Raw genomic sequence first — 23,854 nt, forward strand, 5'->3', positions numbered from 1 at the left:
TGCTCGCTACCGTGCGGGGATGACCGACCTCGCCACGCGCGCCCGGACCCTGCTCGAGCTGCACACCGCGCCGGAGATCCTCGTCCTCGCGAACGTGTGGGACGTCGTCTCCGCCCGCGTGGTCGCCGCCACCGACGGCGTGCGGGCGCTGGCCACCGCCAGTCACAGCATCGCCGCCACCTTCGGCTACGAGGACGGCGAGAACATCCCGCTCGCCCTCCACCTGGACATGCTGGAGCTGATCACCTCGGCGGTCGACCTCCCGGTGAGCCTCGACATGGAGGCCGGCTATGGCGACCCGGGGGAGACGACCCGCCTGGCGATCGCCGCCGGCGCCGTCGGCGGCAACCTCGAGGACCAGATGAAGCCGCTCGACGAGGCGGTCGCCGCCGTCGAGGCGGTGCTGCGGGCGGGGCGGGACGCCGGCATCGACTTCGTGCTCAACGCCCGCACGGACACCTTCGTCCGCGCCGCCGAGGGCGCCGACCGCGGCGAGCTGGTCGCCGAGGCGATCCGCCGGGGCCGGGCCTACCTCGAGGCCGGTGCGCCCGTGGTCTTCGTGCCGCGGCTGGTCGACCGGGAGGAGATCGCCGCCGTCGTGGAGGGGCTGGGCCGGGGGAAGCTCACGCTGATCAGCGCGCCCGGCGCCTCCCTGCCGGCCCGCGAGCTGCAGGAGCTCGGCGTGGCCCGCGTCTCGACCGGGCCGTTCACGCAGCGGGTGGCGCTCACCGCGCTGCAGGACGCGACGGCCGAGATCGTCGCCGGCGGCGTCCTCCCGCCGGGGACCCGGCCGCTCAACTGACCAGCCGGTGCGCGCCGTCGCCGGCCAGGTGCGCCGCGGCGGCCGTCGTCCGGCCGGTGACCAGCAGGAGGACGGCGGACGCGGGGCCGTGGACGGGGGCGCCGTCGCCGAGCACCAGGTCGGCGTCGTCCGCGGTCAGCCGGTAGCCGGCCAGCTTCCGGCGGGCACGGAACGGGAAGCTCGTCGCCCACACCGCCTGCGCCGCCGCCGCGGCGGCAGCCGGCGGCATCGGCCGGGACCGGCTCAGCGGGAGGGCGATGTCCTGCCCGTGCACCAGGACGTCGATGAGCGGCTGCACCGGGGTGAGGAACGGCGCCATCCGCCGGGAGCCCACCATCGCCCGCAGCCGTCGCGCGCACTCCTCCGGCGTCAGGCCACGCGCCCGGAGGGCCGAGTCACGGATCATCCGGTCGAAGCTGCCCCGGGCGCGGACGGCGGCCACGGCGGCGTCCCGGAGGCCCATGTGCGCCTGGGTGAGGTGGACGGCGACGTCGCCGACCCGCCAGCCGGCGCAGAGGGAGGGGGTGTCCCACTCGGCGGGGGAGAGGTCCTCCACCAGGTCGGCGAGGCCGGCACGCTCGGCGTCGATGGTGCGCCAGACGGTGTCCACGTCCATGACCGGCTCCCCGGGAATCGGTAAGATCCTCTGACAGTCTCGTCAGAGAGACTGACCGTCGTCAAGGGGTGGTGCATGACCGCCGAGCCGAACCTGGGGCTGCTCTGCTTCTTCCCCTACCGCGCGCTCGAGGGGCGGGTGTTCGCGGCCCTCGCCGCGGCCGGCTTCGACGACCTGACGGTGGCGCAGGGCCGGGTCGCCGCGCGGATCGGCGAGCACGGCACCCGGCTGACGGACCTCGCCGAGCAGTCGCAGGTGACCAAGCAGAGCGCGGGCTTCCTCGTCGACCAGCTGGAGCGCGCCGGCTACGTGCGCCGGGTGCCCGACCCGACGGACGGCCGAGCCCGGTTGGTGTGCCTCGCCGAGCGCGGCCGGGCCGTCGTCGCCGTGGCCCGTCGGGTGGAGGCCGAGGTCGAGGCCGAGTGGACCGCGCACCTGGGCGCGGAGACCACCCGCGCGCTGCGCGAGGCCCTCACCCGGTTGCGTGAGGTCACCGACCCCTGGGCCTGAGCCGCCGGTCGGCGGCCGCCCCCGCGCTACCCTCGCGGACGTGTCCGATGTCGCCTCGCTGCCGCTGATCGGGGCCGCCGCGCTGCGCGCCCGTGCCGCCTCCCGGGTGCTGCGCACGCTGCCGACCGACGTCAAGGACGCCGCCCTCTCCGCGATGGCCGACGCCCTGGTGGAGCGGACCGACGAGATCCTGGCGGCCAACGCCGCCGACGTCGCCGCCGCGGCCGCCGAGGGCACGCCGGAATCGGTGCTGGACCGGCTGCGGCTGGACGCCGCCCGGGTCGCCGGCGTGGCCGGGGCGCTGCGCGAGCTCGTGGCGCTGCCCGATCCGGTCGGCGACGTCGTCCGCGGGTCGCGGCTGCCCAACGGCCTACAGCTGCGTCAGGTCCGCGTGCCCTTCGGGGTGGTGGGGATCGTCTACGAGGCCCGCCCGAACGTGACCGTGGACGCCGCGGGCCTGTGCCTCAAGAGCGGTAACGCGGCGCTCCTGCGGGGCTCGGCCTCGGCGTTCGGCACCAACACCGCCCTCGTCGCCGTCCTCACCGAGGCGGCCGAGAAGGCCGGCCTGCCGGCCGGGTCGATCGAGCTGCTGCCGGCCGACCGGGCGTCGGTGGGCGAGCTGCTGAGCGCGCGCGGCTTCGTCGACGTGGTGATCCCGCGCGGTGGCGCCTCGCTGATCCAGCGGGTGGTCATGGAGGCGAAGGTGCCGGTGATCGAGACCGGCGTCGGCAACGTGCACGTCTACGTCGACGCGTCGGCCGACCCCGGCATGGCCGAGGCGATCGTCCTGAACTCCAAGACCCACCGGGTCAGCGTCTGCAACTCCGCCGAGACGCTGCTGGTCCACCGCGACTTCCCGGCCCTGCCGCGGCTGCTGTCGGCGCTCGGGGAGGCCGGGGTCTCCCTGCACGGGGACGACGACGCCGTCCGCTCCGCCGAGGGCACCGTCGTCGTCCCGGCGACCGACGAGGACTGGGCCACCGAGTACCTGTCGATGGACATGGCCGTACGCGTCGTCGACGACCTGCCCGCCGCGCTCGAGCACATCGCGCGCTGGGGGAGCGGGCACACCGAGGCGATCGTGTCCGACTCCGCCCGCGCGATCGCCGAGTTCACCGCCGGCGTCGACGCGGCCGCCGTCATGGTGAACGCCTCGACCCGGTTCACCGACGGCGGCGAGTTCGGCTTCGGCGCCGAGATCGGCATCTCCACCCAGAAGCTGCACGCCCGAGGCCCCCTGGGCCTGCCGGAGCTCACCTCCACCACCTACGTCGTCACCGGAGACGGTCACACCCGCTGACGTCCCTCCCCGTTTGGAGAACCATGCCCCGCCCCCCGACGCAGCTGCCGCAGTTCTCCTCGGTCTCCGACGTCGCCAAGCGGCTGTCGGCGGCGGGCTACCTGCCGGACAAGCAGATCGCCACGACCGTCTTCCTCGCCGACCGGCTGGGCAAGCCGCTGCTGGTCGAGGGGCCGGCCGGCACCGGCAAGACCGAGCTGGCCAAGGCGCTGGCCGCCGCGACCGACGCCGAGCTGATCCGGCTCCAGTGCTACGAGGGACTCGACGAGGCCCGCGCGCTGTACGAGTGGAACTACAAGAAGCAGCTGCTGCGCATCCAGGCCTCGCAGGCGTCGGGGGACGGCGCGGACTGGGAGACCGTCCACGACGACATCTTCGGCGAGGAGTTCCTGCTGTCGCGTCCGCTGCTCACCGCGATCCGCCGGACCGAGCCGACCGTGCTGCTGATCGACGAGACCGACAAGGCCGACGTCGAGGTGGAGGGCCTGCTGCTCGAGGTGCTGAGCGACTTCCAGGTGACCATCCCCGAGCTCGGGACCATCGTGGCCACCCGCCGGCCGATGGTCGTGCTCACCTCCAACGCGACGCGTGAGCTCTCCGAGGCCCTCAAGCGCCGCTGCCTCTTCCTGGGTCTGGAGTACCCCAGCGCCGAGCGGGAGCGGGAGATCGTGCTGTCGCGGGTGCCGGACCTCGCGCCGGGGCTGGCCGAGCAGTTGGTGCGGGTGATCCGCACGCTGCGTGCCCTGGAGCTGAAGAAGTCGCCGTCGATCTCCGAGACCCTCGACTGGGCGCAGACGCTGCTGGAGCTGGGCCTGGACACCCTCGACGAGTCGACCATCGGCGACACCCTCGGCGTGGTGCTCAAGCACGCCAGCGACCAGGAGCGGGCCGCGGCCGAGCTGCGGCTGAACTGATGGTCGCGGCTGCTGCGCCCGGGGGGCTGGCCGGTCACCTCGACGGGTTCGTCCGCGCCGTCCGGGAGGCCGGCATCCCGGTCGGCATCAGCCAGGCCGTGGACGCCGCCGAGATCCTGACCGTGGTGGAGCTCCTGGACCGCGAGCAGCTGCGGCACGGGCTGGCCGCGGTGCTGCTGCAGCGCGGCAACCAGCGTCAGATCTACGACACGCTGTTCGACCTGTGGTGGCCGCTGGGGGACCGGCCGCAGTTCGTCGAGGTCACCGACGAGGACGACGACGGCGACGGCGAGGCGATGACGCTCGAGGCGCCGGAGGGCGATCTCGACCCCGCGGCCCGGATGCGGGAGGAGCTGGCCCGGCTGCTGGCCGAGGGCGACGAGGAGGAACTCGCCCGCTTCGCCCGCCGTGCCGTGGGGCTGCTGGGTCAGACGTCGCCCTCCCCGTCGGGGCAGTCGTGGTTCAGCTACCGCGTGATGCGGGCGCTCTCGCCGGACACCCTGACCAGCCAGCTGCTCGAGGGCCTGCTGAACGGGGAGGCCCACGGCGGGCTGGCCGAGCAGGTCGCCCGGGGCGAGGTCCGGGAGCGGTTGCGGTCGTTCAAGGACGCCGTCGACACCGAGGTCCGGCGGCGGCAGGCCGACGAGCGCGGCCGGGAACGGATCGCCAAGAGCGCGGTGAAGCCGCTGGCCGACCAGATCGACTTCCTCCGTGCGCAGCAGGGGGACCTGGCCGAGCTGCGGCGCATGGTCGCGCCGCTGGCCCGCCGCCTGGCGGTGCGGCTGTCGGCCCGTCGGCGGCACGGCCGGGAGGGCCGGCTGGACTTCCGCAAGACCGTGCGGGCGTCGCTGGCCACGGGCGGGGTGCCGGTGGTGACCCACCACCGCCCGCGGAAGATCCACAAGCCCGAGCTGGTGGTGCTCTGCGACATCAGCGGCTCGGTGGCGGGCTTCAGCCACTTCACGCTGATGCTCACCCAGGCCCTGCGTGAGCACTTCTCCGGCGTCCGGGCGTTCGCGTTCGTGGACTCCACGGACGAGGTGACGCGGTTCTTCTCCCCCGGGGCCGACGTCGCCGACGCGATCCGCCGGATCGGCCGGGAGGCCGACGTCGTCGCCTACGAGGGACACAGCGACTACGGCAACGCGCTCGAGGTCTTCGCCGACCGCTGGCCGACCGTCGTGGGTCCCAAGACCTCGCTCATGGTGCTCGGGGACGGCCGGACGAACTACCGCCCGCCCGGGCTGCCGGTGCTCGCCGACCTCGTGCGGCGGTCCCGGTCGGCGCACTGGCTGAACCCGGAGCCGCGGCGGGTGTGGGGCAGTGGGGACTCGGCGGCGCTCAAGTACGCCGAGGTCGTGGACATGGTCGAGTGCCGCAACGCCGCCCAGCTGGCGGACTTCGTCACGACTCTGTGAGCCGGCGCGGCGGGCCTCCTCACTGCGACCTGGGCTCCGGTGAGCACGACACGCCGGGACGGCCGTAACCGGATCGGTCCCGCGCCGTTGGTGCAGCGCGGGTGCCGGGTTCGTCCCGGTGCCGGACCGGCCGCCCTCGGGCGCGGCGTCCCCAGGGGCGTCAGTTGTGAGAGGCGTCAGCTCTGGGGGCGACGGTCCGGCGGTGACCGGCGGCACGGGGGAGCCGGTCACGCGGAGCACCTCTCCCCGGCCGGGAGGCTCCCGGCGTCCCGTCCGGGGCCGGCCCGAAGCGGCCGGCCCCGGACGCTCCCTCCGGCGCACGGCCCGCCTGGTGAGCGCCCGGCCGTGACCTCGTCCGGGTGGCCCCTCCCGCCTCGGCCGTGGGGCCTGGCGGAACCCGGTTAGGCTCGATCGGTGGCGGGTGGTCGGATCGGGGTCATGGGTGGGACGTTCGATCCCATCCACCACGGGCACCTCGTGGCCGCCAGCGAGGTCGCCGGCCTCTTCGGCCTGGACGAGGTCGTGTTCGTCCCGACCGGTGAGCCGTGGCAGAAGAGCGACCGCGAGGTCAGCCCCGCCGAGGACCGCTACCTGATGACGGTCATCGCCACCGCCTCCAATCCGCGCTTCTCGGTCTCCCGGGTCGACGTCGACCGCGGCGGCCCCACGTACACGGTCGACACGCTCACCGACCTCCAGGCCCAGCGCCCCGACGCCGAGCTGTTCTTCATCACCGGTGCAGACGCGCTGGCCCAGATCCTGGGCTGGCGCGACAGCGACCGGTTCCTGGAGCTGGCCCACTTCATCGGCGTGACCCGGCCCGGCTTCCAGTTGGAGGACACCCATCTCCCGCAGGGCAAGGTGAGCCTGGTCGAGGTGCCGGCGCTGGCGATCAGCTCCACCGATTGCCGCGACCGGGTGGGCCGGGGCATGCCGGTCTGGTACCTCGTCCCCGACGGCGTCGTCCAGTACATCGAGAAGCGCGGGCTGTACCGCTCGCCGTCCCGGGCCCGGGCCGGGTACCGATCCGCCGACGGCGTGCCCCACCCCGGCGGCATCTCTGCCGCCACCCCGGCCGGCGGACCGCCGGCCACCGATCCCCAGGAGGTACCCCGATGACCGCCTCGGTCGAGGCGCGGGAGACCGCACAGCTGGCCGCCCAGGCCGCCGCGGACAAGCTCGCCACCGATGTGTCCATCGTCGACGTCAGCGACCGGCTGGCGATCACCGACGCCTTCGTCCTGGCCTCGGCGCCCAGCGAGCGGCAGGTGCAGGCCATCGTCGACGAGGTCGAGGACCGGCTGCGCGAGCACGGCGTCAAGCCCGTCCGCCGCGAGGGGGTGGCCGAGGCACGCTGGGTGCTGCTCGACTTCGTCGACGTCGTCGTGCACGTCCAGCACGCCGAGGAGCGGGCGTACTACGCGCTCGAGCGACTCTGGAAGGACTGTCCGACCATCCCCTTCGTCGACAGCACCGCGCCCCCGGCGGCGGCTGACGGGGATCCGGCGGAGCCCCAGGCGCCCGCCCGGTGAGCGCCGCGTCCGAGCCGCCCGCCCGGGTGTCGCGCCTGGTCCTGTGGCGGCACGGGCGCACCGAGTGGAACGCCGAGGGGCGTTTCCAGGGCCAGCTGGACCCGCCGCTGGACGCGGAGGGCCACCGCCAGGCCACCGTCGCCGCGGAGCACCTGGTGTCGGCGCTCGGGCTGACCGGTGACGACACCGTCGTCGTCTCCAGCGACCTCGACCGGGCGGTGCAGACAGCCACCGCGCTCACCGGGCTCCTCGGGCTGCCCCTGCAGGTCGACGCCCGGCTGCGCGAGCACGGACTCGGCGACTGGGAGGGACTCACCCGCGACGAGGTGGCGGCCCGGTATCCCGAGCAGTACGCCGACTGGGTGGCGGGCCGGGCGGTCCGCGACCGGGGCGGGGAGGAGCCAGGGGCGGTCGCCGCCCGCGCGCTCTCGGTGGTGTCCGACCTCCCGCCGGCCCGGACGGCCGTCCTCGTCACGCACGGCGGCACCAGCGGCCGGCTCCTGGAGGCCCTGCTGGACCTGGGACCCGAGCACCTGCGCGTCTTCGGCCCACTGGCCAACTGCGCCTGGAGCGAGATCGTGCCCCTGGGCTCGCGATGGCGGGTGCTCCGGCACAACTGGGCCCCACTGGGCGGACTCCCGGCGCAGCGACCCGGCACGGCGCGGGAGGGCCTGGCCAGACCCGCCCCGGAGGACGCCGCGGCCGAGGACGCCGACGCCGTCGCCTGACCGGGCGTTCCCCTGCGGTGTCCGGCTGAGGTGCCGCTCGGTCCGGCTAGCCTCGCGGGATGTCCGTCGCCGTGGTCACCGACTCCACGGCGTACCTGCCCGCGGACCTCGTCGAGCGGCACGGCATCGAGGTCGTGCCGCTGTACGTCGTCCTGGCGGGCCGGTCCGGCCGGGAGGGCGCCGACATCTCGCCGCACGACGTGGCCCGCGCCCTGAGCACCCGTGGCCAGCAGGTCTCCACCTCCCGGCCGACGCCGGGTGACTTCATCGCCGCCTACCGCCGGTGCCTCGACGGCGGGGCCGAGCGGGTCGTCTCGATCCACCTGTCGGCCGAGCTCTCCAGCACCGCGGACGCGGCGCGGATGGCCGCCGCCCAGGTCGGTGAGCACCTCGTCACCGTCATCGACTCGCGCTCGGCGGCCATGGGCACCGGCTTCGCGGTCCTCGCCGCCGTCCGGACCGCGGAGCAGGGTGGCGACGCACATGCGGTCGCCGACGCGGCCCGGACGACCGCGAGCCGGACGCGCACGCTGTTCGTGGTGGACACCCTGGAGCACCTGCGCCGCGGCGGCCGGATCGGTGCCGCCGCGTCGCTGCTCGGTACGGCGCTGTCGATGAAGCCGGTCCTGCACATGGTCGACGGGCAGGTCGTGCCCCTGGAGAAGGTGCGGACCTCCGCCCGCGCCCTGGCCCGCCTGGTCCAGCGGGCGGTCGAGACGGCGGCCGGCGGCCCGGTGGACCTCGCCGTGCACCACCTCGCCGCCCCCGAACGCGCACAGCGGCTGGCGGACGACCTGCGCCAGGCGCTGCCCCAGGCGGGCGAGCTCGTGGTGAGCGAACTGGGCGCGGCGATCGGCGCCCACGTCGGTCCCGGAGCGCTCGGGGTGGTCGTCTCGCCGACGACGGATCCGGGTGGCGCCCCTCCGGAGGACGAGGCGCACTGAGCAGGTGATCGGCACAGCCGGCGACTCTGCTCCCGCGGGCCGACGGTGACCCTCCGACTGTCCACAGACGGCGGGCCGATCCACAGGTTCCGGCGCCGCGGCATCCGAGCGCGGGCGCCTGCCTAGCGTCCGCCGGGTGCGTCTCTCCTCCCGCCGCGTCGACGACGCCGATCTGATCCGAGCTCGTCTGCGGCTGCTCCTCAGCGAGGGGCAGCGCAACGGCGGGTGGCTGCCCGACGACCTGCCGGACGAGGACCCCGGCGATCCGTTCCCCCCGCCCTGGGCCCCCACGCCGGCGCCCGATGCGCCCAGGCCCGTCGGGTCGGCGGCCGGGGAGCCGGATGCAGCGGAGGAGGACGCCCTGCCGGAGGGGATCGGCCGGCACCGGGCACCCGGGTCGGCGGTGCGGATGGCACCCGGGCGACCCGGCGTCCGCGCGCTCCTGGTGGCGGCTCTGGCCGGCGCGCTGGTCCTCGTCGGCTGGACGTGGCTGGGCCAGCCGCGCGCGGAGCCGGTGGACGGCGAGCCGGTGGTGAGCAGCAGTCAGCCGCCGCCGGCCGCCCCCTCGGTGGGCACGGCCGCGGAGACCGCTCCCACGGTGACGGTGTCGGTGGTGGGGCAGGTCATCCGGCCGGGGTTGGTGGTGCTGCCCGGAGGGTCGCGCGTGGCCGATGCCGTCGCTGCGGCCGGGGGGTTCGCTCCGGGGGTGGACCCGGCCGCGGTCAACCTCGCCGCGGTGGTCACCGACGGGCAGCAGATCGCCGTGGGCTCCGGGGCGGTCGGCGGCGGCCCTGGGGCGGCGCCGCCGGTCGCGGGCGGCCGGGTGTCGCTGAACAGCGCGACCGTGGCCGATCTGGACGCGTTGCCGGGCATCGGTCCGGTGCTGGCCCAGCGCATCGTCGACCACCGCGCGCAGAACGGGCCGTTCACGGCCGTCGACGAGCTCGAGGACGTGCCCGGCATCGGGCCGGCCACCTTCGACGAGCTGGTCGACCTGGTGGCGGTGTGAGGAGCGTCGTCCCGGAGCCCGATCGCCGGTGGACGTGGACGGACCTGCGCCTGGCGCCGGCCGCCGCGGTCGTGTGGGGGACCACGCTCGTGGCCCCTCTCGCGTCGTGGCCGCTCCTCGCCGGTGTCGCCGTCGGCGCCGCCGCCGTGGCCGGAGGTCTGGTCCGCGGTCGCCCCTCCGGCCGCGCGCTGGTGGTGGCCGCGGCGTCGGCGGCCCTGGTCCTGGCGGCGGCGAGCGCGGCGCTGCGGTCGTGGGACCGTGAGGCATCGCCCCTCGCGGGCGCGTCGTCCGGCGAGAGCCCGGTGCTGCTGGAGCTCCGGACCGACAGCGACCCGCGGCTGGTCGCCGGGGCGGGGCCACCCCGGGTGGTGGTCGAGGCGACGGTGACCCGGCTCGCGCGCGGACCGGGGACCGTCGCCCTCGACGATGCGGTGGTGGTCTTCGCGCCGGCGGAGGAGTGGGCCGGTCTGCTCCCGGGGCAAGCGGTACGCACCCGTGGCGTGGTGACCCCCGCCGGGCCGGCCGACGGCGTGGTGGCCCGGGTGTCGGCCCGTGGCCCGCCCGAGCTCCTCGGCGACCCGCCCTGGGCCCAGCGGGCGGCCGGGAGCCTGCGCGCGGCCCTCGCGTCCTCGGCGGACCGCACGCTGGACCCCGCCGCTGCCGGGCTGCTCCCCGGGCTGGTGGTCGGCGACACGACGGGCCTGGATCCGCTGCTGGAGGAGGACTTCCGGCGCTCCGGGCTCTCCCACCTCACCGCGGTGTCGGGCGCGAACGTGGCGATCGTCCTCAGCGGCGTGCTGGCCCCGCTCCGCCGCCGCGCCACGGACCGCCGGGTCCAGGCGGTCGTCGCCTCGGTGGCGTTGATCGGCTTCGTCCTCCTGGCCCGGCCGACGGCGAGCGTGCTGCGGGCGGCTGCGATGGGTGCGGTCTCGCTCCTGGCCCTCGCCTCGGGCCGGTCTCGCGCGGCGGTGCCGGCGCTGTCCGGGGCGGTCGTCGTCCTCCTGGTCGTCGATCCGCGGCTGGCACGGGACGCGGGCTTCGCCCTCTCCGTGGCCGCGACGGCCGCGATCGTGCTCCTGGTCCCGGGCTGGTCCCGGCGGCTGAGGGCGCGAGGATGGCCGCGCCTCCTCGCCGACGCGGTCGCCGTGAGCGCGGCCGCGGGGCTTGCCACAGCGCCGCTCGTCGCCGGCCTCTCCGGGCTCGTCAGCCTGGTGTCGCTGCCCGCGAACCTGCTCGCGGCACCGGCGGTCGCCCCGGCGACGGTGCTGGGACTGCTGGCGGCCGTGGTCGGCCCCGTGGCGGCGCCTCTGGCCGACTGCCTGACCTGGCTGGCGGGCTGGCCGGTCCGCTGGCTGGTGCTCGTGGCGCGGTCGGCCGCCGGGCTGCCCGACGCGGTCACGGGCTGGCCCGCCGGGACGACCGGGGCGCTCCTGCTGACCGGGCTGATCGCGGCGGTCGCCGCTGCGCTCTGGCGCTGGCCGAGGCTGCGTGCGCTTGCCCTCGCGCTCATCGTGGGGGCCCTGCTGGTCGGCTGGCCGCTGCGCCAGGTGACCCGCGGCTGGCCGCCGCCCGACGCCGTCCTGGTGGCCTGCGACGTGGGGCAGGGCGATGCCCTCGTGGTGCCCACCGGCCCGGGGGAGGGGGTCCTCGTCGACGCGGGACCCGATCTCGCCCCGGTGGACCGCTGCCTCGACCGGCTCGGCATCGACCGGCTGCCGCTCGTGCTGGTCTCCCACCTGGACGCCGATCACGTCGGGGGGTTGGCCGGCGCGCTCGGCGGCCGGGAGGTGGGGGTGGTCGCGACCGGCACGCTCTCGCCCGCCGACGACCGCGCGGGGGCGCTGGCGAGGACGGTCCGCGACGCCGGAGCGCGGCGGGAGGTGCTGCTGCCGGGAGACCGGCGGCAGGTCGCCGCGGCCTCGATCGAGGTGCTGGGACCGACGCCGCAGAGCGCCACCCGCGGCGCGGAGCCCAACGACCTGTCCCTCGTCGTCCGGGTGACCGTGCACGGCCTGCGGATCCTGCTCACCGGCGACCTCAGTGCGCAGGCCGAGCAGCGGTTGCTGCGCCGGGACCCGGACCTGCGGGCAGACGTCCTGAAGGTGCCGCACCACGGCAGCGCCGACAACGACCCCGACTTCCTGGCCGCGAGCCAGGCCCGCGTGGCGATCGTCTCGGTCGGCGCGGACAACACCTACGGCCACCCGACCCGCCGGCTGCTGGGGTGGCTGGCCCAGGGCGGCATGCGGGTCTACCGCACCGACCGCGACGGGGACGTCGCGATCACCGGATCCGCGGCGGGGTGGGCCGTCGTCCCCCGGGGCGCGGACCCCGGGGCAGCCGCGCCGGACCTCCCGGCCCGGGGTCCGCCCGGTGCGACCGCGGGCCGGTACGTGGTGCGCCGGCGGACGGAGCGCGGGCCGTGGTGCGCCGGGACCATCGGACCGCCGTGACACGATGCCCGGGTGGCTGCCGCACCCCCCGCCCCGACGTCCCACCTGCGGGTCGTCGTCGGCGAGGAGGAGTTGCTGCGCAGCCGGGCCTTGTCGGCCGTCCGCACCGCCGTGCTGGCCCGGTACCCCGACGTCGAGGAGCACGACCTGGCCGCGGCCGGCCTGCCGCTGGGGGACCTCGCCGACGTGCTGGCGCCCTCGCTGTTCGGCGGCCATCGTCTGGTCGTCGTCACGGGCGTCCACGAGGCCGCCGGAGCCCTCTGCGACGCGCTCACCGGCTACGCCAAGGAGGCCGACCCCGACCTGACGCTCGTCGTCGTGCACAACGGCGGGAAGCGCAACGACGCGCTGCTCAAGGCCTTCAAGTCCGCCGGTGCCGCTGTCGACGAGTGCCCGAAGATCAAGTCCGCCGGCGACCGGCTGGCCTTCATCCGCAACGAGGTCCGCCTGGCCGGGGGCCGCATCGCCGCCGATGCCGCCACCGCCCTGCTGGAGGCCGTCGGCAACGACCTGCGCGACCTGTCGTCGGCGGCGAGCCAGCTGGTCTCCGACTTCGGCGGGACGATCGACGTGGACTCCGTCGCCCGGTTCTACCGGGGTCAGGCCGAGGCCAACGGGTTCGCCGTCGCCGACAAGGTGATGGTCGGCGACATGACCGGATCGCTGGAGACCCTGCGCTGGGCGCTCGGCCGCGGGGTGGCCCACGTGCTCATCGCCGACGCCCTCGCCGACGGCGTCCGGACGGCAGCTCGGGTCAAGTCGCTCAACGCCCGGTCCGGCGACCTCGCGCGGACCCTCGGCATGCCGTTCTGGAAGGTCGACCGGGCCAGTGCCCAGGCCCGTGGCTGGAGCATCGACGGGCTGCAGCAGGCCATCGGCGTGACCGCGGAGCTGAACGCCGACGTGAAGGGTGCTGCCGCGAGCGCGGACTACGCGCTCGAGCGGGCGGTGCGACGGCTCATCGGCATCCGGGTCGCCACGTCGGGCCGCCGCTGAGCCGGTCGGCCCCCGCCGGTCGGCTCCCTCCGGCGGCCCCCGCCGGGCAGAACCCCCGGCCTCCCGCGGTCATAACCCCCGGCCCCACCGCCGGTCGTGGGCCGCTCGCGGCACGGCCCGGACATGCGTCGAGCCCCCCTCCCGAAGTGGGAGAGGGGCTCGACGGAGAAGCGGTGAGGTCAGCCCTCGAGACCGGCGACCTGCTTGGCGAGACCCGACTTGCGGTTCGCGGCCTGGTTCTTGTGGATGACGCCCTTGCTGGCGGCCTTGTCGAGCTGCTTCGCGGCGACCTGGAAGGCGCTGGCCGCGGCGGCGGCGTCGCCGGACTCGGCGGCCGTGCGGACGCGACGGACCGCCGTCTTGAGGGCGGACTTGACCGCGACGTTGCGCTGACGCGCCTTCTCGTTGGTCTTGATCCGCTTCATCTGGGACTTGATGTTCGCCACGCGTGAGCCTCGGTGTCTCGCTGGAGGGAGTCTGACAGTGCGTCCGGACGCGGGCTCGACACCCTGCGATCACGGACCGGTCTACCAAGATACCAGCGCCGACGCGGCCGGCCCACACCGTGTGGTCGGCCCCCCGGCCGGTCCCGCCGCGGCCCCGTCCCCCCACGGCACGGAACCGGCGCGTCGCCACGAGGCGCCCGCCCCGCCGGGCGGGCATGGGACGATGGAGGCACTGTGACGACTCCTGCTGCCACCGACCCGCGCCTGATCCGGAACTTCTGCATCATCGCCCACATCGACCACGGCAAGTCGACGTTGGCCGACCGCATGCTGGAGGTCACCGGGCTGGTCGAGGGGCGCAACATGCGCGCCCAGTACCTCGACCGCATGGACATCGAGCGCGAGCGCGGGATCACCATCAAGGCGCAGAACGTCCGGCTGCCGTGGACGCCGCGATCGGGCGAGCACACCGGCACCGAGTTCGTGCTCGACATGATCGACACCCCGGGCCACGTCGACTTCACCTACGAGGTCTCCCGGTCGCTGGCCGCCTGCGAGGGCGCGGTCCTCCTCGTCGACGCCGCCCAGGGCATCGAGGCGCAGACGCTGGCCAACCTGTACCTGGCGCTGGAGAACGACCTCACGATCATCCCGGTGCTCAACAAGATCGACCTGCCGGCCGCCCAGCCCGAGCGGTACGCCGAGGAGATCGCGCACATCATCGGCTGCGAGCCCGACGACGTCCTGCGGGTCAGCGGCAAGACCGGCGTCGGCGTCCCCGAGCTGCTCGACCGCATCGTCACCGAGATCCCCGCGCCCACCGGCGTCGACGCCGGCCCGGCCCGCGCGATGATCTTCGACTCGGTCTACGACATCTACCGGGGCGTCATCACCTACGTCCGCGTCGTCGACGGCCGGATCTCCGCCCGCGACAAGATCAAGATGATGTCGACCGGCGCCACGCACGAGCTGCTGGAGATCGGCGTCATCTCCCCGGAGCCCAAGCCGGTGGAGAGCCTCGGCGTCGGCGAGGTCGGCTACTTCATCACCGGGGTGAAGGACGTCCGCCAGTCCCGCGTCGGCGACACCGTGACCCTGCAGCACAAGCCGGCGAGCGAGTCCATCGGCGGCTACCGGGACCCCAAGCCGATGGTCTACTCCGGCCTCTATCCCATCGACGGCAGCGACTACCCGCTGCTGCGCGAGGCGCTGGACAAGCTGCTGCTCAACGACGCCGCGCTGACCTACGAGCCCGAGACCTCGGCGGCGCTCGGCTTCGGCTTCCGGGTCGGCTTCCTCGGCCTGCTGCACCTGGAGATCGTCCGCGAGCGGCTGGAGCGCGAGGCCGGCATCAGCCTCATCTCCACCGCGCCGAACGTCGTCTACCGGGTGGTCATGGAGGACCGCTCGGAGATCACCGTGACCAACCCGAGCGACTGGCCCGAGGGCAAGATCGACACGGTCTACGAGCCGATCGTCAACGCCACGATCATCGCGCCCAGCGACTACACCGGCGCGATCATGGAGCTCTGCCAGGGCCGCCGCGGCCAGCTCGGCGGCATGGACTACCTGAGCGAGTCGCGGGTCGAGCTGCGGTACACGCTGCCCCTCGGCGAGATCATCTTCGACTTCTTCGACGCGCTGAAGTCCAAGACCCGCGGCTACGCCTCCCTCGACTACCAGGAGGCCGGCGAACAGGAGTCCGCGCTGGTCAAGGTGGACATCCTGCTCCAGGGCGAGGCCGTCGACGCGTTCAGCGCGATCGTGCACAAGGACAAGGCCTACAGCTACGGCGTGATGATGGCCGGGAAGCTGCGCGAGCTGATCCCGCGGCAGCAGTTCGAGGTGCCGATCCAGGCCGCCGTCGGCTCCCGGGTGATCGCCCGCGAGACGGTCCGCGCGATCCGCAAGGACGTCCTCGCCAAGTGCTACGGCGGTGACATCACCCGCAAGCGGAAGCTGCTGGAGAAGCAGAAGGAGGGCAAGAAGCGGATGAAGATGGTCGGCCGCGTCGAGGTCCCCCAGGAGGCGTTCGTCGCCGCGCTCTCCACCAACGAGTCGACCGCCTCCAAGAAGTGACCGGCCGGCTCGAGGCCGTCTGCGTGTCCGGCACGGACCTCCCGTCCGTCCCCGACCGCAAGCCCGTCCGCACCGGCATCGACAAGCGGCCGGTGACCGGCCGGGTCGCCGTCCACCCGCTCGGCCTCGACGGCGACGTCCAGGTCAACCGCCGGTACCACGGCGGTGAGGGGCAGGCGCTCTACGCCTACGCCCAGGAGGACGCCGACTGGTGGGCCGCCGAGCTCGACCGCGAGCTGCCGGCCGGCCGCTTCGGCGAGAACCTCCGCACCAGCGGACTGGACCTGACCGGCGCCGTCCTCGGGGAGCGCTGGCGGGTGGGCAGCGTGCTGCTCGAGGTGACCGACTGCCGCATCCCGTGCGCCAACTTCGAGCGGTTCTGGGGCGTGCCCCAGCTGGTCAGGCGCTTCACCCGGCACGGGGCGCCGGGCGCCTACCTGCGGGTGGTCGAGACCGGGGACGTCGGCGCCGGCGACCCGGTCGAGGTCGTCGAGCGGCCCTCCCACGGAGTCACCGTCGGGACGGCGTTCCGCGCCTACACCACCGAGAAGCACCGGCTGCCGGAACTGGCACCGGCGCTACCGGCCCTGCCGGAGCGGACCCGGGCGAAGGTCGCCGCCCGCATCGAGAAGCGCATCGAGACGCGGATCGCCCGCCCGGCCTGACCGGGGACCTCCGGGTCAGCGCCGGCCGTTGCGGCGCCGGATGCTGACGATGCCGGCGACCACCAGCAGTACGGGCAGGATCAGGCCCCACATCAGCCAGCCGTTCATCGATCGCCCCTCCCGGTGGTGGAGCCGTCAGCCTGCGCCGGGTCTCCACCCGCCGCGTCATCCCGGACGGACGAGGGTCGCCGCGTTCAGGAGCGCAGCGCGACCCTGATCTCCCCGGCCAGCCCGGGGCCGTCGATGCCCCGGTCGGCGACCACCCGCATGGCCAGGCCCTGTCCCTCCCGGATGAGGCCGAGGGCGATGTGGCCGTCGGTGATCGTCTTCTGTTTCATCGCCAGGGTCTCGCGCAGCGACAGCTCCAGGACCTTCTTCGCCCGCGGGCTGAACGGCACGTGCCCGCCCCGGCGCCGGTCGGCCGGCTGCTGGTCCAGTGCGCCGGGTCCGAACGCCGCCTCCGCCCGCTCCCGGACGGCGTCGAGGTCGATGCCCAGGCTGCCGAGCGCGTCGGCGTCCAGGTCGCCGGTGAGCTCCTGCACCGCCGCCGTCACCGGCTCGCGGCTGAGCCCGTGCCGCGCCAGGACGGCGGCGGTCGGAGTGTCCTGAGCGAGCAGTGCCAGGAGCAGGTGCTCGGTGCCGACGTGGCTGCTGTGCAGCCGACGGGCCTCGGCCTGCGCCTGGACGACGGTCTCGCGCGCCTCGTGGGTGAACCGCTCGAACATGGATCAGTCCCTCCGTCGGAGCGGCCCGCGACCGCCCGCGTACTTCTTGTGGACGGCCTGCCGGCTCACGCCCAGCGACTGGGCGATCTGCTCCCAGGTCCAGCCCCGGCCCCGGGCGTTGTCGACCTGCAGGGCCTCCAGTCGCTCCACCAGCACGCGCAGCGACCGGACCGCGCGCAGCCCGACCGCGGGGTCGTCGTCGGCCGCCGCTGTCGCGACCGCTGCTGTGTCCGCCATGGCCGTCAACCTAAGTTGCGTCCCCGGCTCTGTCAACTGCCGTTGACACAGACTCTCGGACGCGGATCAGCGGGGCACCCGCGTGGGTGCCCCGCTGATCCGGCCGGGGGAGTGGGCGGTCAGGCCCCGTCGTGCACGTCGAAGTGCGTCACGGTGTCCTCCCGCTCGACGAGGTACCGGTCGTCATCGGCGTAGAAGACGGCCTTCGCGATGTCGTCCCCGGCGAACCCGCGGACGACGTCGAGGGAGTCCCAGAAGCTGAGCGTGACGATCTCCGTCCGGCCGTCGTCGAGGTCGCGGGCGAGCATGTGCGCGCCCCGGTTCCCCGGCGTCCGGCGGTACTCCGCCATGCCGGTCGCCTCGACGTAGTCGAGGTAGACGGCGCGGTCCTCGGTGCGGACCCAGCCGCGCCACATGCGAGCGATCACCGCGCCGCCTCCCGCGTCAGAGCGTGAACACGATCTTCCCGTTGGTGCGGCCCTCGAGCATCCGGGCGAAGCCCTCGCGAGCCTCGGTCAGCGGCAGCTCCACGTCGATCTGCGGCCGGATGCCGGTCGTCCGGCACATCGCGATGAGGTCGGCGAGCTCGTCGCGGGTGCCCATCGTCGAGCCGATCACCGACAACTGGGTGAAGAAGACCCGGTTGAGCTCGGCGCCGGGGTTGAACCCGGTGGTCGCGCCCGAGGTGACGATGACCCCGCCGGGCTTCAGCGACTTGACGCTGTGCGACCAGGTCGCCTCACCGACGGTCTCCATCACGCCGTCGACCCGCTCGGGCAGCCGGGCGTTGGACTCGAAGGCCTGGTCCGCGCCGAGGGCGAGCGCCGCGGCCCGCTTCTCCTCACTGCGGCCGGTCACCCAGACCCGGAACCCGGCGGCCTTGCCGAGCACGACGAGCGCCGTCGCGACGCCGCCGCTCGCGCCCTGCACCAGGATCGTCTGCCCCGGGCGGAGCCCCGACCGGACGAAGAGCATCCGGTAGGCGGTGAGCCAGGCGGTCGGCAGGCAGGCGGCCTCGGCGTAGGAGAGCTCGGCCGGCTTGGGCAGCACGTTGCGCTTCGGGACGACGACCCGCTCGGCCATCGTGCCCTGGTGCAGCTCGGAGAAGAGCGTGCGCTTGGGGTCCAGCGTCTCGTCGCCGGTCCATCCGGGCGTGCCGACGACGACGCCGTGGACGACGACCTCGTTGCCGTCCTCGTCCAGCCCCGCCGCGTCGGTGCCGAGGATCATCGGCATCCGCTCCTGCGGCAGGCCGATGCCGCGCAGGCTGAACAGGTCGTGGTGGTTCAGCGAGACGGCCTTGACCTGCACCGTCGTCCAGCCGTCGGCGGGTTCGGGCTCGGGGCGGTCGCCGATCTCCAGGACCGACAGCGGGTCCTCGGGCGACGGGGACGAGACGAAGGCAGCCAGCATGGTCCGGACGCTAGCCGAGCGCAGCGGCGGCCACCTCAGCGGATGACGACGATGTACTCGCCGCGCGGCACGAACTCGCCGATCACCGGTGCACCCGGGACCTCGCCGCCGAGCAGCAGGCCGCCCGAGGTCTGCGCGTCGGCCAGCAGCAGCGCCTCGTCGTCGGTGACCGCGGAGAGGTCGGTGTGCGGGCGCACCCAGTCGAGGTTGCGCCGGGTCCCGCCCGAGACGTGGCCCGCGGCCAGCGCCTCCCGCGCGCCGGCGAGGTAGGGGACGGCGGCGGCGTCGACGACGGCGGTGACCCCGCTGGCGCGGGCCATCTTGTAGAGGTGGCCGAGCAGGCCGAAGCCGGTGACATCGGTGCCGGCGCGGATCCCGGCGGCGACCGCGGCCCGGCCCGCGTCGGCGTTCAGCGCGGTCATGGAGGCGACCGCCTCCTCCGAGACCTCGCCGGTGGCCTTCATCCGGCTGTTGAGCACGCCCACGCCGAGGGGCTTGGTGAGGGACAGCGGGATGCCGGCGACGGCGGCGGAGTTGGTGATCAGCCGGTCGACGTCGACGACCCCGGTGACCGCCATGCCGTACTTGGGTTCCGGGTCGTCGATCGAGTGCCCGCCGCCCACGTGGCAGCCGGCCTCCTGGGCGACCTCGAGCCCGCCGCGCAGCACCTCGGCGGCGAGCTCGGCGGGGAGCACGTCGCGGGGCCAGCCGAGCAGGTTCACCGCGACGACCGGGGTGCCGCCCATGGCGTAGACGTCGGAGAGGGCGTTGACCGCGGCGATCCGGCCGAAGGTGTACGCGTCGTCGACGACGGGGGTGAAGAAGTCGGTGGTGAGCACGATGCCCTGGCCACCGGCGATGCGGACGACCGCGGCGTCGTCACCGTCGTCCAGGCCCACCACGAGCTCGGCGGCGGGAGAGGCCGGTCCGGTGGCGGTCAGGCCGGCGACCACCTGCTCCAGCTCACCGGGCGGGATCTTGCAGGCGCAGCCGCCGCCGTGCGCGTACTGGGTGAGCCGGATCCGGGCGGGAGTGCTGGTCACCGCCCGAATGTAGGTGCGTGGCAGGAGCGGCGCTCAGTCCTCCCGGCCGCCCCGCAGCACGGTCAGCCGGGGCGGCTGCTCCTCGACCGATGCCCGCGCCGCCGGGACGCGCGCGGCGGCGCCCCGGCCCAGCGCGCGACCGGCGGGGTGCGTGGTGGAGGGGGCGCCGAAGAGGCCGGGGTCGCGCCGCGGGGCGGTCTCCTCGGTGACCTCCAGCGACTCGATGCGGTCCTCCCGGAACCAGCGCGGGGCCTGCCGCTCGCGGCACCACGCGACCAGGTACCAGTGGTCGCTGCTGCGGGTGAGCAGCTGCGGCTCCACGACCCGGCGGCCGGCCCGGCCCTTGCCGTCGCGGTACCCGAGGACGACGACGCGCCGCTGGGTGACCGCCTGCTCGGCGGAGGCGCGGAGCTCGGCGGAGCGCCCGGCCTCGGCGCTGACCCACAGACTGGTGGCGAGGAGCTGCGCGCGCCGCTGCGGATCCGGCTCCAGGACGGCGAGCACCTTCTCCAGGGCGGCCCGGCCGGCTTCGGCATACGGGCCGTCGGGCTGGGCGGCGAGGGCCACGGCCACGGCCGCGGCCTCCTCGGGGGCCAGCCCGACCGGCGCCAGGGTCGCGGAGTGGCGTGGCTCGGTGCGTCTGCTCACATCGGGGATGCTGGCACCGCCCACCGACAGTTCTCGCGGCGCGACGCGGAGTGGCGGAGCAGTTACATGCGACACGCCGCGCGACACGCCCAAGAATCATTGGCAAGTAGTGTGGTGCCCGGAGGCGTCAGGGTGCCTGGTGGCCCCCGCGGCCTCTAAAGCCGACGTGGCCGAGCAGCTCGGTCAGGCGGGTTCGATTCCCGTCCGCCTCCGCCAGTCGTCTCGCGCCGGGCCGCCCAGCGGCCCGGCGCCTACGCTCCGCAGTCGATGAGCGCCGACCCGCGGCGGCACGTGCCGCGCACCGACACGCTGCTCGCGGACGGGCAGATCGTGCCCGCCGTCGAGCGCCTGGGCCGCGATCTGGTGAAGGACGCGGTACGCAGCGTGCAGGCGCGGATCCGGTCCGGGGAGCTCCCGCCGGCCGATTCCGTCGCCGCCGTGCTCGCCGGCCTGCCCGCCACCGCCGCGAGCCTGCGCCCGGTGCTCAACGCCACCGGCGTGCTGGTGCACACCAACCTCGGCCGCGCGCCGCTCTCGGCGGCAGCGGTCGAGGCGGTCGTCGCGGCGGCCGGCACCACCGACGTCGAGCTCGACCTGGCCACGGGTCGGCGCGGCCTCCGGGGCGAGGCCGCGCTCGCGGCCCTCCGCGCTGCCGTGCCCGCCGCCGAGGCGGCCGTCGTGGTCAACAACTGCGCCGCCGCGCTGGCGCTGGTCGCCACCGCGCTCGGCCAGGGCCGCGAGCTGGTCATCGCCCGCGGCGAGCTGGTCGAGATCGGCGACGGGTTCCGGATCCCCGAGCTGCTGGAGTCCACCGGGGCCCGCCTGCGCGAGGTGGGGACGACGAACCGGGTGACCGTCGACGACTACGTGCGCGCCGTCGGCCCCGACACCGGCGCGGTGCTCAAGGTGCACCCGTCGAACTTCGTCGTCCGCGGCTTCACCCGGGAGGTCCCGGTCGCCGAGCTCGCCGCGGGGCTGGCCGGCACGGGCGTCCCGCTGGTGGCCGACGTCGGCTCCGGACTCCCCGCGCCCGACCCCGCCCTGCCCGTCGAGCCGGACCTGCAGACCACCCTCGCCGACGGCGCCGACCTCGTGCTGGCCAGCGGCGACAAGCTGCTGGGCGGTCCGCAGGCGGGTCTGGTCCTCGGCCGGGCCGAGCTGGTGCAGCGGCTGCGCCGGCATCCCCTCTACCGGGCGCTGCGGGTCGACAAGACGACCCTCGCCGCGCTGGAGGCGACGCTGCGCGGGCCGCTGCCGCCGGTGCGCCGGATGCTCGCCGCAGACGTCGCCGGGCTGCGGGCGCGCGCGGACGCACTGGCCGGGCGGCTGGCCGCCGCCGGCGTCGACGCCGTCGCGGTCGACAGCGCCGCACGGGTCGGTGGGGGAGGAGCCCCCGAGCACCCGCTGCCCAGCGCCTGCGTCTCTCTGCCGGAGGAGTTCGCCGAGCGGCTGCGCGGCGGCTCCCCGCCGGTCGTCGCGTACGTGGACGCCGGACGCACGCTGCTGGACCTGCGCAGCCTCCTGCCCGAGGACGACGACACCCTGGCGACCGCGGTCCTGGGCGCGGCCGCGCGATGACCCGGATGGACGTGATCGCCACCGCGGGGCACGTCGACCACGGCAAGTCGACGCTGGTCCGCGCCCTCACCGGCATGGAGCCCGACCGCTGGGCGGAGGAGCGCCGGCGCGGCCTGACCATCGACCTCGGGTTCGCCTGGACGACGCTGCCCTCCGGCCGGCGGGTGGCCGTGGTCGACGTCCCGGGGCACGAGCGGTTCGTGGGCAACATGCTCGCCGGGGTCGGCTCCGTGCCCGCCGCCCTCGTGGTGGTCGCCGCCGACGACGGCTGGTCGGCCCAGACCGCCGAGCACGTCGCCGTCCTCGACGCGCTCGGCGTGCGGCACGCGCTGCTGGCGGTGACCAAGGCCGACGTCGCCGATCCCGCGCCGGTCCTCGCCGACGTGACCCGGCGGCTGGCCGACACGTCGATGGGCACCGTGCCGGGCGTCGCCGTGAGCGCCGTGACCGGCGCCGGGGTGCCGGAGGTGGCGGCGGCACTGGAGGTGCTGCTGGCGGGGCTGCCGTCGCCCGACCGGACCGCGCCGGTGCGGCTCTGGATCGACCGGGCCTTCCCGATCACCGGCGCCGGCACCGTCGTCACCGGGACCCTCGCCGCGGGAACCGTCGCGGCGGGGGACCGGCTGCTGCTGGGCGACCGTGAGGTCGCGGTGCGCGGGGTCCACTCGCTCGGCGAGCCGGTGGACCGCGCCGGGGCGACGGCCCGGGTCGCGCTCAACCTGCGCGGGATCGCGGTCGAGGAGCTCGCCCGCGGCGACGCGCTGCTCACCCCCGGGGCGTTCCGCGCCACCGACGTCGTCGACGTCTCCCTCGCGGCCGAGCCGGACGACCGGCTCCCGGCCGAGCTGGTCGTGCACGTCGGCTCCGCCGCGGTGGCCGCACGGGTACGGCCGCTGGAGGGGACGGCGGTGCGGCTGCGGCTGTCGGCGGCGCTGCCCCTGCGCGTCGGGGACCGCCTGCTGCTGCGGGACCCGGGCGCCCGCCGGGTGCTCGGTGCCGACGTCCGCGACGTGGCGCCGCCCGAGCTCCGGCGGCGAGGGGCGGCCCGGCAGCGGGCCGCCGAGCTGGCCGCCCAGCCGGCCGGTCCCGCGGGCGCCGCAGCCGACCTGGCCCGCCGCCGGGTCGTGCGCGCCGCCGAGTTCGCCGCGATGGGCTGGCCGGTCCCGCCCGGCGCGGACGCCGTCGGCCCGTGGCTGCTGGCGCCGGGGGTGCTGGACGAACTCGCCGCCGCCCTGCCCGGGGTCGTCGCCGGATACCGCTCGGCGCACCCGCTGGAGTCCGGGCCTCCCGTCGCCGTGGCCCGGCGGGAGCTGGCGATGCCCGACGACGAGCTGGTCCGCGCCGCCGTCCGCCCGCCGCTGTCCCTGCGGGAGGGCCGGGTCGCCGCGGCCTCGGCCGGTCTCCCGCCGGCGGTGCAGCGGGCGGTCGACGCGATCCGCGCCCGGCTGGACGGCGACCCGTTCGCCGCGCCGGACGCCGAGGAGCTGGCCGCCGCCGGACTCGGGGCACGTGAGCTCGCCGCCGCGGTGCGGGCCGGTCAGCTGGTGCGGATCGCCGAGGGGGTCGTGCTGGCCCCCGGTGCGGAGGACGCGGCCCGCGACCGGCTCTCCCGCATCCCGGCGCCGTTCACGCTCAGCCAGGCCCGCACGGCCTGGGGGACCAGCCGTCGCGTCGCCGTCCCGCTCATGGAGTGGCTGGACGCCCGCGGGGTGACCGAGCGGCTGCCCGACAACACCCGCCGGCTGAGGTAGTCGTTGGCGCGCTCGTGCTCTGCCCGCGCCCCGTGGGCAGAGCACGA

Annotated in this window: 24 protein-coding genes and 1 tRNA gene; 17 read left to right on the forward strand and 8 right to left on the reverse strand. The window is 75.3% G+C overall.

Annotation, left to right across the window (positions count from 1 at the left end; genetic code table 11):
- Positions 1-19 precede the first annotated feature (19 nt).
- Positions 20-802, forward strand: coding sequence for an isocitrate lyase/PEP mutase family protein (locus tag N555_RS0100765; protein ID WP_029429597.1), 783 nt, complete (start codon positions 20-22; stop codon positions 800-802).
- Here N555_RS0100765 and N555_RS0100770 read toward each other — a convergent pair.
- On the reverse strand, positions 795-1,418 hold the full coding sequence (locus N555_RS0100770; RefSeq protein WP_029429598.1) for a maleylpyruvate isomerase family mycothiol-dependent enzyme: 624 nt from the start codon (positions 1,416-1,418) through the stop codon (positions 795-797). The two genes, N555_RS0100765 and N555_RS0100770, sit on opposite strands and share 8 nt — an antisense overlap.
- A gap of 75 nt (positions 1,419-1,493) precedes the next feature.
- On the opposite strand from N555_RS0100770, the gene N555_RS0100775 reads away from it, so the two are divergent.
- The 11 genes from N555_RS0100775 to holA all read left to right on the forward strand — a co-directional run bounded on the left by N555_RS0100775 (position 1,494) and on the right by holA (position 13,222).
- Positions 1,494-1,928: a MarR family winged helix-turn-helix transcriptional regulator gene (locus tag N555_RS0100775; protein ID WP_029429599.1), complete on the forward strand. Its 435-nt coding sequence runs from the start codon at positions 1,494-1,496 to the stop codon at positions 1,926-1,928.
- A 40-nt stretch (positions 1,929-1,968) separates the two neighbouring features.
- A complete protein-coding gene (locus tag N555_RS0100780) occupies positions 1,969-3,228 on the forward strand; it encodes a glutamate-5-semialdehyde dehydrogenase (protein ID WP_081865877.1) in 1,260 nt (419 codons plus the stop codon).
- A 23-nt stretch (positions 3,229-3,251) separates the two neighbouring features.
- On the forward strand, positions 3,252-4,142 hold the full coding sequence (locus tag N555_RS0100785; protein ID WP_029429601.1) for an AAA family ATPase: 891 nt from the start codon (positions 3,252-3,254) through the stop codon (positions 4,140-4,142).
- Entirely contained in the window at positions 4,142-5,560 is a 1,419-nt protein-coding gene (locus tag N555_RS0100790) for a vWA domain-containing protein (protein ID WP_051683510.1), read from the forward strand. The genes N555_RS0100785 and N555_RS0100790 overlap by 1 nt, the downstream gene beginning before the upstream one ends.
- A 438-nt stretch (positions 5,561-5,998) precedes the next feature.
- A complete protein-coding gene (gene nadD / locus N555_RS0100795) occupies positions 5,999-6,679 on the forward strand; it encodes a nicotinate-nucleotide adenylyltransferase (protein ID WP_081865878.1) in 681 nt (226 codons plus the stop codon).
- Complete coding sequence (gene rsfS / locus N555_RS0100800) at positions 6,676-7,092, forward strand: ribosome silencing factor (RefSeq protein ID WP_029429604.1); 417 nt, start codon at positions 6,676-6,678, stop codon at positions 7,090-7,092. Before nadD ends, rsfS begins: the two co-directional genes overlap by 4 nt.
- Positions 7,089-7,820: a histidine phosphatase family protein gene (locus N555_RS0100805; RefSeq protein ID WP_034508116.1), complete on the forward strand. Its 732-nt coding sequence runs from the start codon at positions 7,089-7,091 to the stop codon at positions 7,818-7,820. Before rsfS ends, N555_RS0100805 begins: the two co-directional genes overlap by 4 nt.
- 59 nt (positions 7,821-7,879) lie before the next feature.
- Entirely contained in the window at positions 7,880-8,764 is an 885-nt protein-coding gene (locus tag N555_RS0100810) for a DegV family protein (RefSeq protein WP_029429606.1), read from the forward strand.
- Positions 8,765-8,900: 136 nt separating this feature from the next.
- On the forward strand, positions 8,901-9,773 hold the full coding sequence (locus tag N555_RS0100815; RefSeq protein ID WP_029429607.1) for a ComEA family DNA-binding protein: 873 nt from the start codon (positions 8,901-8,903) through the stop codon (positions 9,771-9,773).
- Positions 9,770-12,226: a ComEC/Rec2 family competence protein gene (locus tag N555_RS0100820; RefSeq protein ID WP_231502549.1), complete on the forward strand. Its 2,457-nt coding sequence runs from the start codon at positions 9,770-9,772 to the stop codon at positions 12,224-12,226. The genes N555_RS0100815 and N555_RS0100820 overlap by 4 nt, the downstream gene beginning before the upstream one ends.
- Positions 12,227-12,238: 12 nt before the next feature.
- Complete coding sequence (holA, locus tag N555_RS28525; protein WP_029429609.1) at positions 12,239-13,222, forward strand: DNA polymerase III subunit delta; 984 nt, start codon at positions 12,239-12,241, stop codon at positions 13,220-13,222.
- Positions 13,223-13,401: 179 nt separating this feature from the next.
- Here the strand turns inward: holA and rpsT are convergent, their stop codons facing one another.
- Positions 13,402-13,668, reverse strand: a complete 267-nt coding sequence (gene rpsT, locus N555_RS0100830; protein WP_029429610.1) for a 30S ribosomal protein S20 — start codon at positions 13,666-13,668, stop codon at positions 13,402-13,404.
- A 234-nt stretch (positions 13,669-13,902) separates the two neighbouring features.
- On the opposite strand from rpsT, the gene lepA reads away from it, so the two are divergent.
- The gene (lepA, locus tag N555_RS0100835) at positions 13,903-15,747 is read left to right on the forward strand and encodes a translation elongation factor 4 (RefSeq protein ID WP_029429611.1); all 1,845 of its coding nucleotides are present in this window, start codon (positions 13,903-13,905) and stop codon (positions 15,745-15,747) included.
- Positions 15,748-15,770: 23 nt separating this feature from the next.
- Positions 15,771-16,412 carry an MOSC domain-containing protein gene (locus N555_RS0100840; RefSeq protein WP_231502550.1) on the forward strand — a complete coding sequence of 214 codons (642 nt, stop codon included), beginning with the start codon at positions 15,771-15,773 and terminating at the stop codon, positions 16,410-16,412.
- Positions 16,413-16,606: 194 nt separating this feature from the next.
- On the opposite strand, the gene N555_RS0100850 is transcribed toward N555_RS0100840, so the two are convergent.
- The 6 genes from N555_RS0100850 to N555_RS0100875 all read right to left on the reverse strand — a co-directional run bounded on the left by N555_RS0100850 (position 16,607) and on the right by N555_RS0100875 (position 20,478).
- On the reverse strand, positions 16,607-17,137 hold the full coding sequence (locus tag N555_RS0100850) for a Clp protease N-terminal domain-containing protein (RefSeq protein WP_029429613.1): 531 nt from the start codon (positions 17,135-17,137) through the stop codon (positions 16,607-16,609).
- A 3-nt stretch (positions 17,138-17,140) separates the two neighbouring features.
- A complete protein-coding gene (locus N555_RS0100855) occupies positions 17,141-17,374 on the reverse strand; it encodes a hypothetical protein (RefSeq protein WP_029429614.1) in 234 nt (77 codons plus the stop codon).
- A 119-nt stretch (positions 17,375-17,493) separates the two neighbouring features.
- Entirely contained in the window at positions 17,494-17,802 is a 309-nt protein-coding gene (locus tag N555_RS0100860; protein WP_029429615.1) for a hypothetical protein, read from the reverse strand.
- 16 nt (positions 17,803-17,818) lie between these two features.
- Entirely contained in the window at positions 17,819-18,787 is a 969-nt protein-coding gene (locus N555_RS0100865; RefSeq protein WP_029429616.1) for a zinc-binding dehydrogenase, read from the reverse strand.
- Positions 18,788-18,822: 35 nt separating this feature from the next.
- Complete coding sequence (selD, locus tag N555_RS0100870; RefSeq protein WP_029429617.1) at positions 18,823-19,830, reverse strand: selenide, water dikinase SelD; 1,008 nt, start codon at positions 19,828-19,830, stop codon at positions 18,823-18,825.
- A gap of 33 nt (positions 19,831-19,863) precedes the next feature.
- Positions 19,864-20,478, reverse strand: a complete 615-nt coding sequence (locus N555_RS0100875; RefSeq protein WP_156036018.1) for a helix-turn-helix transcriptional regulator — start codon at positions 20,476-20,478, stop codon at positions 19,864-19,866.
- Positions 20,479-20,598: 120 nt separating this feature from the next.
- Here N555_RS0100875 and N555_RS27665 point away from each other — a divergent pair.
- The 3 genes from N555_RS27665 (at position 20,599) to selB (ending at position 23,807) form a co-directional block, all read left to right on the forward strand.
- Positions 20,599-20,694, forward strand: a tRNA-OTHER gene (locus N555_RS27665).
- A gap of 51 nt (positions 20,695-20,745) precedes the next feature.
- Positions 20,746-22,056, forward strand: coding sequence for an L-seryl-tRNA(Sec) selenium transferase (selA, locus tag N555_RS0100880; RefSeq protein WP_029429619.1), 1,311 nt, complete (start codon positions 20,746-20,748; stop codon positions 22,054-22,056).
- Entirely contained in the window at positions 22,053-23,807 is a 1,755-nt protein-coding gene (gene selB / locus N555_RS0100885; protein ID WP_231502551.1) for a selenocysteine-specific translation elongation factor, read from the forward strand. The genes selA and selB overlap by 4 nt, the downstream gene beginning before the upstream one ends.
- The last annotated feature ends 47 nt before the right edge of the window (positions 23,808-23,854 follow it).

Source organism: Blastococcus sp. URHD0036 (genome assembly GCF_000701365.1).
Lineage (GTDB): Bacteria > Actinomycetota > Actinomycetes > Mycobacteriales > Geodermatophilaceae > Trujillonella.

Excerpts from the sequence above, each read along its gene's own strand:
- N555_RS0100765 (WP_029429597.1), top strand. The coding sequence starts at position 20 with ATGACCGACCTCGCCACGCGCGCCCGGACCCTGCTCGAGCTGCACACC.
- N555_RS0100770 (WP_029429598.1), bottom strand. The coding sequence starts at position 1,418 with ATGGACGTGGACACCGTCTGGCGCACCATCGACGCCGAGCGTGCCGGC.
- N555_RS0100775 (WP_029429599.1), top strand. The coding sequence starts at position 1,494 with ATGACCGCCGAGCCGAACCTGGGGCTGCTCTGCTTCTTCCCCTACCGC.
- N555_RS0100785 (WP_029429601.1), top strand. The coding sequence starts at position 3,252 with ATGCCCCGCCCCCCGACGCAGCTGCCGCAGTTCTCCTCGGTCTCCGAC.
- N555_RS0100790 (WP_051683510.1), top strand. The coding sequence starts at position 4,142 with ATGGTCGCGGCTGCTGCGCCCGGGGGGCTGGCCGGTCACCTCGACGGG.
- nadD (WP_081865878.1), top strand. The coding sequence starts at position 5,999 with ATGGGTGGGACGTTCGATCCCATCCACCACGGGCACCTCGTGGCCGCC.
- rsfS (WP_029429604.1), top strand. The coding sequence starts at position 6,676 with ATGACCGCCTCGGTCGAGGCGCGGGAGACCGCACAGCTGGCCGCCCAG.
- N555_RS0100810 (WP_029429606.1), top strand. The coding sequence starts at position 7,880 with ATGTCCGTCGCCGTGGTCACCGACTCCACGGCGTACCTGCCCGCGGAC.
- N555_RS0100850 (WP_029429613.1), bottom strand. The coding sequence starts at position 17,137 with ATGTTCGAGCGGTTCACCCACGAGGCGCGCGAGACCGTCGTCCAGGCG.
- N555_RS0100855 (WP_029429614.1), bottom strand. The coding sequence starts at position 17,374 with ATGGCGGACACAGCAGCGGTCGCGACAGCGGCGGCCGACGACGACCCC.
- N555_RS0100865 (WP_029429616.1), bottom strand. The coding sequence starts at position 18,787 with ATGCTGGCTGCCTTCGTCTCGTCCCCGTCGCCCGAGGACCCGCTGTCG.
- selA (WP_029429619.1), top strand. The coding sequence starts at position 20,746 with ATGAGCGCCGACCCGCGGCGGCACGTGCCGCGCACCGACACGCTGCTC.
- selB (WP_231502551.1), top strand. The coding sequence starts at position 22,053 with ATGACCCGGATGGACGTGATCGCCACCGCGGGGCACGTCGACCACGGC.